Annotated in this window: 12 protein-coding genes and 1 pseudogene; 3 read left to right on the top strand and 10 right to left on the bottom strand. The window is 61.0% G+C overall.

Annotated features, from left to right (window positions below; translation table 11 throughout):
• Nucleotides 1–47: 47 nt before the first annotated feature.
• From AC1Z32_RS19475 to AC1Z32_RS19435, 9 genes and pseudogenes are all read right to left on the bottom strand, one after another.
• Nucleotides 48–1,988, bottom strand: coding sequence for an MFS transporter (locus tag AC1Z32_RS19475; protein WP_483480138.1), 1,941 nt, complete (start codon nucleotides 1,986–1,988; stop codon nucleotides 48–50).
• A 214-nt stretch (nucleotides 1,989–2,202) separates the two neighbouring features.
• Nucleotides 2,203–2,655, bottom strand: a complete 453-nt coding sequence (locus AC1Z32_RS19470; RefSeq protein ID WP_062606703.1) for a CBS domain-containing protein — start codon at nucleotides 2,653–2,655, stop codon at nucleotides 2,203–2,205.
• Nucleotides 2,656–3,037: 382 nt separating this feature from the next.
• Nucleotides 3,038–3,337: a hypothetical protein gene (locus AC1Z32_RS19465; protein WP_483480137.1), complete on the bottom strand. Its 300-nt coding sequence runs from the start codon at nucleotides 3,335–3,337 to the stop codon at nucleotides 3,038–3,040.
• Nucleotides 3,315–3,380, bottom strand: a complete 66-nt coding sequence (locus tag AC1Z32_RS19460; RefSeq protein ID WP_483481689.1) for a hypothetical protein — start codon at nucleotides 3,378–3,380, stop codon at nucleotides 3,315–3,317. Before AC1Z32_RS19460 ends, AC1Z32_RS19465 begins: the two co-directional genes overlap by 23 nt.
• A gap of 121 nt (nucleotides 3,381–3,501) precedes the next feature.
• The gene (locus tag AC1Z32_RS19455) at nucleotides 3,502–3,711 is read right to left on the bottom strand and encodes a hypothetical protein (RefSeq protein ID WP_483480136.1); all 210 of its coding nucleotides are present in this window, start codon (nucleotides 3,709–3,711) and stop codon (nucleotides 3,502–3,504) included.
• Between the two features lie 146 nt (nucleotides 3,712–3,857).
• Nucleotides 3,858–4,037 (bottom strand): hypothetical protein, encoded by a 180-nt coding sequence (locus tag AC1Z32_RS19450; protein ID WP_483480135.1) that lies wholly within the window; start codon nucleotides 4,035–4,037, stop codon nucleotides 3,858–3,860.
• Between the two features lie 84 nt (nucleotides 4,038–4,121).
• Nucleotides 4,122–4,253, bottom strand: a pseudogene (locus AC1Z32_RS19445) (RHS repeat-associated core domain-containing protein); the annotation flags it as partial.
• 29 nt (nucleotides 4,254–4,282) lie between these two features.
• Nucleotides 4,283–4,699, bottom strand: a complete 417-nt coding sequence (locus AC1Z32_RS19440; RefSeq protein WP_483480134.1) for a hypothetical protein — start codon at nucleotides 4,697–4,699, stop codon at nucleotides 4,283–4,285.
• Between the two features lie 44 nt (nucleotides 4,700–4,743).
• A complete protein-coding gene (locus AC1Z32_RS19435) occupies nucleotides 4,744–9,147 on the bottom strand; it encodes a DUF6531 domain-containing protein (RefSeq protein WP_483480133.1) in 4,404 nt (1,467 codons plus the stop codon).
• Nucleotides 9,148–9,608: 461 nt separating this feature from the next.
• Here AC1Z32_RS19435 and AC1Z32_RS19430 point away from each other — a divergent pair, with 461 nt between their 5' ends.
• From AC1Z32_RS19430 to AC1Z32_RS19420, 3 genes are all read left to right on the top strand, one after another.
• A complete protein-coding gene (locus AC1Z32_RS19430) occupies nucleotides 9,609–10,946 on the top strand; it encodes an O-acetylhomoserine aminocarboxypropyltransferase (RefSeq protein WP_483481688.1) in 1,338 nt (445 codons plus the stop codon).
• Nucleotides 10,943–11,773: an alpha/beta fold hydrolase gene (locus AC1Z32_RS19425; RefSeq protein ID WP_483480132.1), complete on the top strand. Its 831-nt coding sequence runs from the start codon at nucleotides 10,943–10,945 to the stop codon at nucleotides 11,771–11,773. The genes AC1Z32_RS19430 and AC1Z32_RS19425 overlap by 4 nt, the downstream gene beginning before the upstream one ends.
• Before the next feature lie 164 nt (nucleotides 11,774–11,937).
• Nucleotides 11,938–12,258, top strand: coding sequence for an Mpo1-like protein (locus AC1Z32_RS19420; protein WP_483480131.1), 321 nt, complete (start codon nucleotides 11,938–11,940; stop codon nucleotides 12,256–12,258).
• A gap of 18 nt (nucleotides 12,259–12,276) precedes the next feature.
• On the opposite strand, the gene AC1Z32_RS19415 is transcribed toward AC1Z32_RS19420, so the two are convergent.
• A complete protein-coding gene (locus tag AC1Z32_RS19415) occupies nucleotides 12,277–13,590 on the bottom strand; it encodes a YihY family inner membrane protein (RefSeq protein ID WP_483480130.1) in 1,314 nt (437 codons plus the stop codon).
• Nucleotides 13,591–13,593: the final 3 nt, after the last annotated feature.

Raw genomic sequence — 13,593 nt, 5'->3', positions numbered from 1 at the left:
TGAAAAAAAGTGTCGGGGAAACCGATATTATGCCAGCGCCATCGCGCTCAGCGCCTTGCGCCCCGCAGCGCGGTCACGACTTCCTGAAGATGCTGCGGCGTTGCGTCTTCGGGCGCGATAGGCTCGCCGACCGCGAGCGTCAGACGCGTCATCGCGCCTTTATGGATCGGACGCGGCCATTGTGCGTCTTCGTGACGCGAGAACACGCTGCCCCAGAGGCCGCGCAGCGCCATCGGCACGACGGGCGCCGGATGGCGTCGCAGGATCTCGGAAATGCCGTGCCGGAACGGATTGATGTCGCCCGTGCGCGTGAGCTTGCCTTCCGGAAAGATGCAGACGAGATCGCCCTCTTCCAGCGCGCGCCCCGCCGCCGCATACGCGCGTTCGAGCATGTCGGCGTCCTCGTGCGCGGGCGCGATCGGAATCGCCTTCACGTGCCTGAACAGCCATCCGACGAACGGCGTGCGAAAGATTCGGTGATCCATCACGAAGCGGATCGGCCGCGGACTCTCGGCCATGATGACGAGCGCATCGACGAAACTCACGTGATTGCACACGAGCACGGCCGCGCCCTGCGACGGAATGCGCCCGGCATCGACGAGACGGATGCGATAGAACGTGTGCACCAGAATCCACGCGATGAAGCGCAGCAGGAACTCCGGCACGAGCGAATAGATGTACACGGCGACCACGACATTGAGCAGCGCGGTCGCGAGAAACAGGCCCGGAATGCCGACGCCGAACGATGTGAGCGCGAGCGCCATCAGCGCCGAGAGGATCATGAAGAACGAGTTGAGGATATTGTTCGCCGCGATGATGCGCGCGCGATGCGTCGGCTGACTGCGCGCCTGGATCAGCGCATAGAGCGGCACGCTGTAGAAGCCGCCGAACATCGCGAGCAGGAACAGGTCCGCGAGAATGCGCCAGTGCGGCAGCGCGAGCAGAAATTCGCCGACGTTGAGCAGGTGTCCGGCGGGCGCGATGCGATGGCTCGCGAAGAACAGATCGATCGCGAACACGCTGATGCCGATCGAACCCAGCGGCACGAGCCCGATCTCGACGCGGCGCTTCGAAAGCCGTTCGCACAGCAGCGATCCGGTGCCGATGCCGATGGAAAACGTCGCGAGGAGAATGGTCACGACGTCGGGATCGGCCCACAGCACGTCCTTCGCGAAATTGAAGAACGACGTGAGAAAGGTCGCGCCGACGAACCACAGCCACGAAATGCCGAGCAGGCTCAGGAAAACGGTGCGGTCGGCCTTCGCGAGTTTCAGGTTGCGCCACGTCTCCGAGAACGGATTCCAGTTGATGCGCAGATCCGGCTGCGACGCCTCCGACTTCGGCACGAACGCCGACGCGACACGCCCGATGATCGCGAACGCGATGCACGCCACCGCGAGCAGCATCGCGCCATGCTCCGACGCCCCCGCCGCTGCCCCGCCGATGATCGTGCCGATCAGGATCGCGACGAAGGTGCCCATCTCGACGAGCCCATTGCCCCCGACGAGTTCATGCGAGTCGAGATGCTGCGGCAGATACGCATACTTCACCGGCCCGAAGACGGTTGAATGCACGCCCATCAGGAACGTGCAGGCATAGAGCAAAGGCGCGCTGTGCAGCAGAAAGCCCGCCCCGCCGATCAGCATCACGACGATCTCGAAGCTCTTCACGAGGCGCGCGAGCACGGCCTTGTCGTACTTGTCGGCGATCTGGCCGGACGTCGCCGAGAAGAGCACGAACGGCACGATGAAAATCGCGGAAATGAGAAACGCGGCGGTCTTCGGATCGACCCCGGAAAAACGCGCGGCCTGAAACGTCACGAGCGACGTGAAGCCGACCTTGAAAACGTTGTCGTTCATCGCGCCGAGGAACTGCGTCCAGAAGAACGGCGCGAAGCGGCGCTCGCGCAACAGGCGAAACTGGCTTTCGCCCTCGGCGTGCGAACGTTGGGAAGTGCGCGACGCGGCGCGCAACGGTTTGTCACTCATGTCTTACGGAATAATGAAGTTCGGCGTTGATCGCGCCTGTACCGCGATCGAATCCGAATGGAACGAAAACCGGGCCGGAACTCAGCATCGAGCCTTTGGGCCAGACGAAAAAAAGCGCGCCATTGGGGCGCGCTGCGGATGATGAGTTCTGCGCAAGGCATTGGTCCGACCGTCTCGCCGCGAAGCACGAAGCCTCGCGGCATGATAGCGAATCTCAGCGAGCCTCTTCCTGCTGCTCCGGCCAGTCGCGGATATACGCCTTCAGCATACGATTCTCGAAGCCCTGCTCTTCCACGACGGCCTTCGCCACGTCATAGAAAGAGATGACGCCCATCAACTGACGCTTGTCCATGACCGGCAGATAGCGCACGTGATGCTCGAGCATCATGCGGCGCACTTCGTTGACATCCGTTTCCGGCGTGCAGGTGAGCGGATGGTCGTCCATGATCTTGCGGATCGTCGTGGTGCCGACCGAGCCGCTGTTGTTGTGCAAGGTCAGGATGATCTCGCGGAAGGTCAGCATGCCGACGAGATCGCCATACTCCATCACGACGAGCGAGCCGATGTCGTGCGCCGCCATCGTGTCGATCGCGTCGGAGAGCGGCGTATCGGGTGTCACGGTGAACAGCGTATTGCCCTTCACCTTCAGAATGTCGCTGACTCGCATGACTGTCTCCTCGCGAAATGCCTGTTCAAATGCTCAAACGATGATGAAACCATGGTTCGATGCTATCGGAAAGGCCTGCAAAAAGAAAGGCAGGCGGGGGCGGACGGGCCGTTGCACGAAGCATGGCGGGCCACGAAGCGTGGGCCGTGAGGGTGTCCAACACTCGAAAAAGACAAAGGACTGCTCTTCGCGGCCCTATGCAATTCATCTGTTTTTCGTTCTCTAGCCTTCACTTCGTTGCGATTATGTCGCATAGGGCGAGGTGGTCGTTTAGGCACGTGATCAAAAAGAACGATTTACTATTAACATTGCGAACTTCAAGCACTATGTTGACATAGTTTTATCTCATGCCTGCCTATCGAATCCCGAAATACCATCATGCTTACTTTCTTCTTTTCCCGCATCCCTTCTTAGGTTTTAGCTCGACATATTCCGCACTTCCGTACAACCTCTTATCCCCACGCGCACCAAGGACCTTTAGTTCGAATTCATATTCGCAACCTCGGCACTTCTTGCCTTTCACCTGCTTTATACCAGTCGCCCCTTCAGCGCGAGCAATCATCCCCTTACTCAGCGCGGCTTCAAATGCTTCCCACTCTCCTCTGGAAAGCTTCGAATATGTATGCTTGGATATCCAAGCCTTTGCAGGTCCCCACGGATCAATCAATCCATCCAAATACATTAGGTGCAAACTCGTATGGATTGAATCCTCCAACAGGCCCGATCGGATCTTGGCCAACGAAGATGCCGGTCTGCGGATCGTGGTAACGGAATCGGTAGCATTAAAAATGCTTTATCTTCTCAAATCACTGCCATACAAAGAAAGATTGCTATTTAAATACAGTGTCAAAAAAATACTTCTTTTCGCTCATCCTTTAAATTCAAAACAACATGAAAATAAATATCCCCATTCTCAACAACGGATATTGATCTTATTGCGTACAACGAAAATTCATTCTTCTCTGAAACAAATACATTCTCTTCTTCGCCCGTACTAACCGTCACAATAAATCCGTCTCGATCCGGTGTCGCAAAAGCATAATCCAGAAAGAACACATTAAGCTTTTCGAGCAAACATCCTTTTTTCAATAAGTCAAAAAAATATCGTCACTATGACGTCAATTTTTCACAATATCTAATTCGTCATTTTTCACAATAAAATCACTGATGATTTTTATCAAATGCACGAAATACACTCATACTTATTTTCTTTTTTTCCCGCATCCCTTCTTTGACTTCAGCTCTGCTTCCTCAAGATTTCCATATAATCTCTTGTTACCATTCTGCCCTGTGATTTTCAATTCAAAATCGTAGGATTTCTTTTGGAAAATCTTGTTTTTCAGTCTTTTTATACCAGCAACTCCTTCGGCACGAGTGACCATGCCCCTCTTCAAAGCATCCTCAAATACGGCTCGCTCAACCTCGGATAGCTTTGAATATAAATCTTTGGATATCCAAGCTTCTGTGAGTCCTAGAGGATCTGCCCACCCAAACCTATTAGGCGCAAATTGATACGAATTGAGACCACCGGCGAGCCCAATCGGATCCTGGCTAATAAAGATGCCCGTTTGCGGATCGTAGTACCGATAGCGGTTGTACTGTTATTTTTTAGGGGCAGATATTCAAGCTAATCTAACGGCACGAAATCCTTCAGAACGAAGCCAATATCCTGCAACAAACCATTTTTATTTTTTATCTCTTTAAATTCGATAGACTTGTTAATAAAAATATTAAAACAGCCGACCAACCCACCTTTAATCAACAACCTCAGCTCCATCTCGCTTTTATCCATCCACTTAAATCTAGGGAAAGTGAGATCTATAGTAAACTCAGACTTCTTCCTGATAAATTTAAATTTTTCCGGCCCATCCCCTTCAAAGTCTGTTATCTCCCCAGAAACTCTGAATACTATAGAAAGCTTTTCCAGAGAATCGAAATAATCACCAATGCAATATTTTTTAAATAAATCATTTAGTTCCCTTTGAAGAGGGAAAAAAAGTGGTGCGCACTGCGGGTCACCATATTGGCCGCTTATCTCAATCACCAGTCCTCCTTCCAGTCTTCGTCCGAATAACATGGATCGCAACGCTACAACGGCTTAGATAGCCATGATCCAATAGTAGAGTCCGGTCCAATTTTCCCGGCCCAGCTTTCGCGATTATCTTGTCCTGGAAAGCGTTCAGTCAACGCTCGCTCCAAATCAAGTATTTTATCCCTCGGCCCCTTCCTGTACTCAATAACGTAGCCGCCGTTCAATTCTGTGCTTGTATATCGCGTCTTGGTATCTTGCGAAATGCCCCATTTCAGAAAGTTTCCATCCTTATCATATTTGCCATAAAGCGTGGCATCAACGCTACTGTTCCGCGAATTTCCGTGATTGCTTTTGCCGCATCCTTTTTGATTTTTCTTGGAATTAGGGTCCTTACCATGACCAAAGCGGCCACCCTTACCACGGGGCTGACCTTTCCAAAGTCCTAGCGGATCAATCCATCCAAATACGTTAGGGCTCAATTCATATGGATTTTCTCCGCCGATAAGTCCGATCGGGTCTTGGCTGATGAATATGCCCGTCTGCGGATCGTGGTAACGGAACCGGTTATAATGCAGGTTCGATTCTTGATCGAAGTACTGGCCCTGCAGCCGAATCGGCTGCTCGACGCCTCGCGCCTCAACCCAATCCACCCCACCGGTCACACCATAATGCGCCTCCCAGACGACCTCGCCTGCTTCGTTTCGTAGCCTGCTCGGCGCACCATTGGGTTCATTCTCGTAAAAGAATAACCCCGTCTCAACCACCTGCCCACTACCCGCGCCATCCGCCTGCCGCTCCAACCCCTGCATCGCCAGCGGCTCGAAGCCGCCTTCATGATACGCATAGAACCGAGCCTGTCCAGCACAGGCCGGCGCCTCGCGCACCTCGCCCACCATCACATCGCCGTCCCACAGGAAGTGCGTGCGCGAACCCTGCTCGCGATGCGTCCTCCCCGCGATGCGCCCCTCCGCCGCCTGCTTGCCGATCCGTCGCCCCAGCGCATCGTAGCGATACGTCCAGCGCTCGTTGGACGTGTTCTCGAACCGCGCCAAGCGTCCAAACTCATCCCACTCGAAACGCTGCACGCCCAGCTCGCGATCGTGACGCTCGGTCAGTTGCCCCGCCGCATCCATCCACCAATGCGCGCCATCGGCCTGACGCAGTTCGCGCCCGTCCCGATCCTCGCGCACCGTGCGGAAACGATCGCCCTGCGCGTCGTACACGAAGTGACGCACGCGCTCGGCCGGATCCGTATGCGCGACAATCCGCCCCAAGGGATCGTAGCGATACCGATCCACCCCGAGCCGGCTATCGCTGCGCGTCACCAGATTGCCGCTCGGGTCGTACTCGTACGCCACCTGCGCATCGCGCTGCCCCGCCGCCCTTGCCGTCTGCCGTGCAAGCCGTCCCGCGCCGTCGTACTCGTACAGCTGATCGAGTTGCGCGCTCAGCCGCAGCCCGCTCAGCCGACCCGCCATGTCATGCGTGAAGCGAATCGGCTCGTGCGCGCCGATCTTCAGCGTTTGTACCTGCCCCAACGCGTCGTAACCGTACGTCAGCGTTTGACGATACGCCGCCTCGCTCGCCGATGAACGCAATTCACGCCGCTGCGTGACCAGTTCCCCGGCCGCGTCGTACACGTATTCCACCGTGCCAAGCGTCCCGTCTTGCTGCTGCGTCTCGCAGGTGATCCGGCCATCGACGTCATACGCGCGTGCCACCACGCCATGCGCATTGCGCGCTTCGATCAACTGCCCGCGACGGTTGTACGCATATTCCTCCACCGCGCCGCTGTCCGCGCTTCGACGCGTGATGCGCCCGAGCGGATCGCACGCGATCGCCAGCACCGTGCCCAGCGGATCGACCGTGCGGCTCAGGTGGCCCGACGCATCATATGCATAGCGCCGCGACTGCCCGTAGTAGTCGATCTCCTCGATCAGCCGCCCCGCCGCGTCGCGCCTGAGCTGCCAGGTCTGGCCCAGCGGATTGCTCACGCCGATGAGCTGCTCTTCCGTATCGTAGTGATACCGCGTGAGGCTGCCGTCCGGGTCCGTGCGCGTCTGCAACTGCCCTTGCCCGTAGTAGCCAAAGCGCGTGATCTGCCCCGCTTCATCCGTGTAGCGGATCAGATTGTCCTCACGGTCGTACTCGCAGCGCACCTGCCGCCCGCCCGGAAGTTCGCACGCCACCAGGCGGTCCTTCGCGTCCCACACATAACGCGTGGACTCCTCGCCGGGCGATTCGCGGCGCAGCAGATTGCCACGCGCATCGTGCGTGAAGCGCGTGATGCGGCCCAACGCATCGCTCAGGCTCGACAGGTGGCCGCAGCCGTCGTAGTCGAGCGTCGTGGTGCGCCGCGCGGCATCGGTGACCTGCCGGAGCTGGCCGCGCGCATCGTAGGCGAAGGCCGTTGCGATACCCGAGGGCGTCGTCTGCGCGATCAGGTTTCCCTGCGCATCCCATGACTGCTGCCACTCGCCGCCTTCGGGATCGGTGATCGACACCGGACGATGATCCGCGTCGTACTCCGTGCGCACCACCGTGCGGTCCGCCAGCCGATGCGTCAGCAGATTGCCGTACGCGTCGTATTCCCACTGCGTGGTGTGGCCGCCGGGATCGACTTCCGCGATGGTTCGCCCCTGGCTGTCGTACTGGTAGCTGCGCACGCCGCCCAATCCGTCGATGCGCGCCACCGGCCACTGCTGGTCGTTGTACTGCAGCACCGTCACATGCCCGAGCGAGTCGGTGAAGCGCGTCTCCAGATGCGCCAGGTCATACTCGAAGCGATAGTCGTACAGGCCGCCATCGCCCCACGCGTGATCGACGCGCCAGATGCCGTCCACATGGCGCGTGTGGTTGTAGTAGAACGACAGGCCGTTGCGGTCCGTGTGACGCACCATCTGGTGCGGGCCTGCGTACTCGAAGCTGTAGGGCACGTCGTGCGCGTCGCGCACCGCGCCCAGGTTGCCCTGCTCGTCCTGACGATACGTCGCCAGTGGGTGCGTGCCGCCCTGCGCATCGCGCAAGACCACCGCGCCGATGCAGCCCCTCACGCTGCCGGGGCCGGCGAGCACTTCGCGACCCGTCGGCTGCTCGCCGCCATGCTCGATGAAGCGGATCGACAGGCTGCCGTCGCGCGGCTCGACACGCCGCTCGATGTGCCACGCGTTGCCGTTCAGATCCGACAGGCGCGCGAGCGGCAGGCCGAAGGTGCGGCCCTCCGCGACGCTCGGCACGCGTTCGCGCCACTGCCGAGGCAAGGCGAACGCGTACTCGATTCCGGCGCGGGTGCGGATACGAATTTCGTCATCCTCAATAAAGAGGGCATGCCCATGCTGGCGATCGTAGACACGCTCCGTCCAGCCCGACTGCGCAGGCAGTTCGTCGAACGCCGTGGCGTGATCCGCGAAATACACCGCCGCGCCAAACTGCGCGCCTTCTCGCACCAGCTCGAGACGAATGTCGGCCGGACTGCGCCAGCCGTGACCGAGCGCGCCCGCGAAATCGTCGTGGCTGGCGTAATAGCGGTCCCACACCAGCGGCAATCGGCCCTCGACCGTGAAGTCGTTCTGCTGCACCACGACTTCGCCGGTGATCGAGTTGACCGGCTCCGCGTCGAAGATCACGCACTTGATGAAGCCCGACGGAAACTTCGCGAACAGCTTCTTCGCGAGCTTCGAGCCGCGAAACGCCTTGAAGAGCGCAGCGGCCACCGCCATCATGTTCATCACGGGCGGCCCGCCCACGAGCACCGGACGCTCGGCCGGGATCGGCAGCATCACCGAGGTGGGCAGCGACATGTACTTGCGGTCGGTGTGCGCGCTGTTGTGCGACATCGGCAGCATGCCCGCGCACCAGCAACTGAGCGCGGGCAGCGCGAGAAACGACATCGGATCGCCATTGGCCAGCACCGTGCGGCTGCCCATGAAGGATTCGGAATCCTGCGACGGGCCCTTCGCATCGGATGCCGCGAAGCTCGCGCCCAGTGGGAAATGCAGACCCGGCACGTGAAACGTGTGGGTGCCGGCGGTCGCGCGCAACATCCCGTTGATGAAGATCGGCGCGCCGCCCCCGCCCTGGCCGACGTTGCCGCCCAGCGCGTCGTTGAGCTTGTTCTGCAGCGCGTTGAGCTTGTTCATCGCGCCCATGCCGGCCTGCACGGCGTCGTTGCTCATGACGGCGTTCACCGCGCCCATGCCCGATTGCACGAGATCGCTGCGCATGAGCTGCTCGATCTGCTGCTCGTGGGCCTGCACGAAGGCCTCGGCCTGTTCCTCGACGAAGCTGAACACGATGCTGCCGATGACCGCCATCGCCGCATTGACGTATTCGCGCAGATCGAGCACCACGCCCACGTGCGGATGCGGCAGCGGAATGGGGCTGGGCGCCGGCGGCACGATCACCATGTGGACGTCGATTCCGACCACCGGCGTCAGGTGGTTGACTGCCAGCATCGACATGAAGCGGGGTCCTCGAATCGCCTTGGAAGATAGTTTTATACCGATACTTCGGATAACCAACTACTAGATAAGTCCTATACACCGGCGATTCACAACTACGACGCGGAGTCATCTCACGAAGCACCCACTCACCGACCCTGTTCACAAGCTGGATCTTTCAGACTACCGAAACCGATGGCCCTTCTCAGGGCGTCGCTTGCATCTTGCGATGTGGTAGTGCGAGCCAAAAGCGAAAGTAGAAGACACGTTGCGCGCCAATTGCAGTGCCGAATGGCTAAGTGTCTAATTCTTCTATAGACATCGCGCGATGGCTCTGGCACGCGCATCGGCCGAACGGACAAGGCTTTGCGCGATCGGCGGCCACGCGTTCGCCCTAGGTTTTGCGGCGCGCGCCCGATGTTACGATGATTGACCCTCATTTCCGCCGCATGCCGCCCGCCTAACCGCGCCGGCCGCCTATGATGCCAGCCAACCGTTTCGACACGCTCGCGCTGCACGCGGGCGCCGCACCCGACCCCGCCACCGGCGCCCGCGCGACGCCGATTTATCAGACCACCTCGTTCACCTTCCGCGATTCCGATCACGCCGCCGCGCTCTTCAACATGGAACGCTCGGGGCACGTGTATTCGCGCATCTCGAACCCGACCGTCGCGGTGTTCGAGGAGCGAGTCGCCGCGCTCGAAGGCGGCGTCGGCGCGATCGGCACGGCGAGCGGCCAGGCGGCGCTGCATCTCGCTATCGCCACGCTGATGGGCGCGGGCTCGCATATCGTCGCATCGAGCGCGCTCTACGGCGGCTCGCACAACCTGCTGCATTACACGCTGCGGCGCTTCGGCATCGAGACGACCTTCGTCCCGCCGCACGATCTCGATGCGTGGCGCGCGGCGGCGCGGCCGAACACGCGGCTTTTCTTCGGCGAGACGCTCGGCAATCCGGGGCTCGACGTGCTCGATATCGCGGGCGTCGCGGAGATCGCGCATGAGCATGCCGTGCCCTTGCTCGTCGATTCCACATTCACGACGCCCTATCTGCTGCGCCCCTTCGAGCACGGCGCGGACCTCGTCTATCACTCCGCGACCAAGTTTCTCGGCGGGCACGGCACGACGATCGGCGGCGTGCTCGTCGACGGCGGCATGTTCGACTTCGCCGCGAGCGGACGCTTTCCGGAGTTCACCGAGCCGTACGACGGCTTTCACGGCATGGTCTTCGCCGAAGAGAGCACCGTCGCGCCGTTCCTGTTGCGCGCCCGGCGCGAAGGCTTGCGCGATTTCGGCGCATGCCTGCACCCGCAAGCCGCGTGGCAATTGCTTCAAGGCATCGAGACCTTGCCGCTGCGCATGGATCGGCACGTTGCCAACACCCGCAAGGTGATCGACTTCCTGCTGGGCTCGCCCGCGGTCGACGGCGTGGCCTATCCCGAACTGCCGACGCATCGCGATCACGCGCTCGCCGAACGCCTGCTGCCGCGCGGCGCGGGCGCGGTGTTCAGCTTCGATCTCAAAGGTGGCGTGCCGGCGGCGCGTAAGTTTATCGAAACGCTGACGCTGTTCTCGCATCTCGCGAATGTCGGCGATGCGCGCTCGCTCGTGATCCATCCTGCCTCGACGACGCACTTCCGCATGGATGCCGCCGCGCTCGAAGCCGCGGGCATCGGGCCGGGGTGCATCCGCCTGTCGATCGGACTGGAAGACCCGGACGATCTCATCGACGATCTCAAGCGCGGGCTGAAGGCCGCCCAGAAAGCCGCCGAAAGCGGTCAGGACGCAGGCGCGGCCGCGCCGCTCGGGAGCCGCGCATGATGCTCGATCTGAACGGCCGCGCCGCCTACGCCTATACCGGCGGCAAGTCTTTCGACGCCGCGCGGCCCGCCATCGTGTTCATCCACGGCGCGGAGCACGATCACAGCGTGTGGGCCTTGCAAACGCGCTATTTCGCGCACCACGGCTTCGGTGTGCTGGCGCTCGACCTGCCGGGGCACGGGCGCAGCGACGGGCCCGCGCTCTCCACCATCGGCGCGCTCGCCGACTGGGTGATCGCCGTGCTGGATGCGGCGAACGTGCGGCAGGCGATTCTCGTCGGCCACAGCATGGGCTCGCTGATCGCGCTCGAGGCGGCTGGCCGCTATCCCGCCCGAGCGATGGGTCTCGCGCTCCTCGCGACCGCCGCGCCGATGACCGTCTCCGATACGCTGCTCGATGCCGCCCGCGAGCACGAGCCCGAGGCGATCGCCATGGTCAATCAGTGGTCACATTCGACGATCGCCGCGAAGCCTTCGAGTCCCGCGCCGGGCTTCTGGCTGCTAGGTGTGAATCAGCGGCTCATGGAGCGTGTGAGCCTGCGCGGCGAGGCGCAGCTCTTCCATACCGATTTCAGCGCCTGCAACACCTACGCCGATGCGCTCGAGCGCGCGGCCGCCGTGCGCTGCCCGGTCTGCATCGTGAGCGGCAAGCGCGACGTGATGACGCCGCCGCGCGCCGCCCGCCCGCTGATCGGCGCATTGACGACGGCTGGAGCGCAGGTGCGCACGGTCGAACTCGATGCCGGGCACGCGCTCATGTCCGAGCAGCCCGATGCGACGCTGGACACGCTTTTCGCGTTCGCGCTCGGCTGCGCCAAAACGCAATAGAAGGCCAGCGCGGTCTGAACCGCCTGTGCGGCGGGCCGCGAAACCGCGCCACGCCCGCTTGCACGGCGCGCATGGCAGTCGCAGAATGAATCTTGCTGGTCTGATCGTCAGACGGGCGCGCACCGCCCGCGCGAGACCAGCAAGGCATCGTCACGGAGGCCGTCATGGCGCACACCGCACACGGAGAGCATTTCGCGAACTTCGCCGAGTTCTATCCCTATTACCTCGACGAGCATCGCAATCCGGTCTCGCGCAGACTGCATTTCATCGGCTCGCTCGGCGTGATCGGCTGCGTCGCGATGGCCATCGCCACCGGCGACTGGCTCTGGCTGCCGGCAGCCGTCGTGTGCGGCTACGGCTTCGCATGGATCGGCCATTTCTTCTTCGAGAAGAACCGCCCGGCGACGTTCCGTCATCCCGTCTACAGCCTGATGGGCGACTGGGTAATGTTCAAGGACATCTGCGTCGGCAAGATTTCGCTTTGATACGCGCAAGCCGGACGCTCACGCCGGCTGCTCCGGCATCGAGGAGCGCGGATGCTCGCGCAGGCGCGCGTTCGTCAGCGCCGATGCCCGCGCAGCGATCAGCGAGCCGAGCGTGATCTCCAGCTTCTCGTTCGCTAGCGCATTCATGAGCGCGCCGCAATCCACCTGCGCCGCATCCAGTTTCAACTGATACTCCAACTCGGCGCGGTCGATGACGAATTGCTCGAAGAGCATTGTCACCGTGATCTGATTCGGATTGGCGATCAGCACATAGCGCGGCATGCGCGAATCTTCCAGCCGGCCGATCCAGCCGAGCGCATCGAGCCGCGCGATCAGGCGCGTGGAGGTATCCAGATCGCAGCGCGCCATGCTCGACAACTGCAGCGCCGTGTAGCCGGGCTTGCCCTCGTCGCGCGCCTCGACGAGCCGCGCGAGGATTTCGAGCGCATCGAGCAGATCGCTGCCCGGAAAATCGCGCCGATGATACTGCCCCGTGCGAATCGCGGGCAGCGCGGACGTGACCATCGCGCCGACGAGCGCGATCATCCAGCATAGATAGACCCACAGCAGGAACACCGGCAGCGCGGCGAACGCGCCGTACACGGCGGTATAGGTCGGAATGCTGCGCACGTAGGAGCCGAAGCCGCGCTTGCCCAACTCGAACGCGATCGCCGCGATCAACCCGCCGACGATCGCATCGCGCCATTCGACCTTGCAGTTCGGCATGTACACGTAAATCATCGTGAAGGCGAGCCCCGTGAGCGGCAGCGACACGCCCGTCAACGCCCATTCGACGATCGGCGGCATCAGATTGTGCGAGCCCGCGTATGCGACCGAATGCGCGAACACATAGGAGGAGATGGACAGGCTGCAGCCGAAGAGAATCGGCCCGAGCGTGATGATCGACCAGTAAACGAGCACGCGCTGCGCGATCGGGCGCGCCTTCTTCACGCGCCAGATCACGTTGAACGCGGACTCGACGGTCATCATGGTCATGACCGAGGTCACGAAGAGGATGATCATGCCGACGGTCGTGAGCCCCTTCGCCTTCGACGCGAACTGGTTCAGATACTTGAATATCTGGTCGTTGATCTGCGGCGGCATCAGGTGCACCGCGAGGAAATCCTGCAGCGACGCCTGGAACGAACTGAAGATCGGGAACGCGGTGAAGAGCGCGAACGCAACCGTGGCGAGCGGCACGAGCGACAGCACGCTCGTGAATGTGAGGCTGCCCGCCACTTGCGCGACGCGGTCTTCGCCGATGCGCCGCGCGACGAAGCTGGCGAGCCGCTTGACCGCTGCGAAATCGATGGAAAGGTGCTGCAAACGCATTCT

The organism is Caballeronia sp. 11_S32 (genome assembly GCF_056930355.1).
The sequence above is the reverse complement of the archived record's forward strand: the minus strand, read 5'-3'. Positions and strand labels throughout refer to the sequence as shown.

Bases quoted from the DNA above. Each gene is read 5' to 3' on its own strand.
- AC1Z32_RS19475 (WP_483480138.1), bottom strand. From the start codon at position 1,988: ATGAGTGACAAACCGTTGCGCGCCGCGTCGCGCACTTCCCAACGTTCG.
- AC1Z32_RS19470 (WP_062606703.1), bottom strand. From the start codon at position 2,655: ATGCGAGTCAGCGACATTCTGAAGGTGAAGGGCAATACGCTGTTCACC.
- AC1Z32_RS19465 (WP_483480137.1), bottom strand. From the start codon at position 3,337: ATGTATTTGGATGGATTGATTGATCCGTGGGGACCTGCAAAGGCTTGG.
- AC1Z32_RS19450 (WP_483480135.1), bottom strand. From the start codon at position 4,037: ATGGTCACTCGTGCCGAAGGAGTTGCTGGTATAAAAAGACTGAAAAAC.
- AC1Z32_RS19435 (WP_483480133.1), bottom strand. From the start codon at position 9,147: ATGTCGATGCTGGCAGTCAACCACCTGACGCCGGTGGTCGGAATCGAC.
- AC1Z32_RS19430 (WP_483481688.1), top strand. From the start codon at position 9,609: ATGCCAGCCAACCGTTTCGACACGCTCGCGCTGCACGCGGGCGCCGCA.
- AC1Z32_RS19425 (WP_483480132.1), top strand. From the start codon at position 10,943: ATGATGCTCGATCTGAACGGCCGCGCCGCCTACGCCTATACCGGCGGC.
- AC1Z32_RS19420 (WP_483480131.1), top strand. From the start codon at position 11,938: ATGGCGCACACCGCACACGGAGAGCATTTCGCGAACTTCGCCGAGTTC.
- AC1Z32_RS19415 (WP_483480130.1), bottom strand. From the start codon at position 13,590: ATGCGTTTGCAGCACCTTTCCATCGATTTCGCAGCGGTCAAGCGGCTC.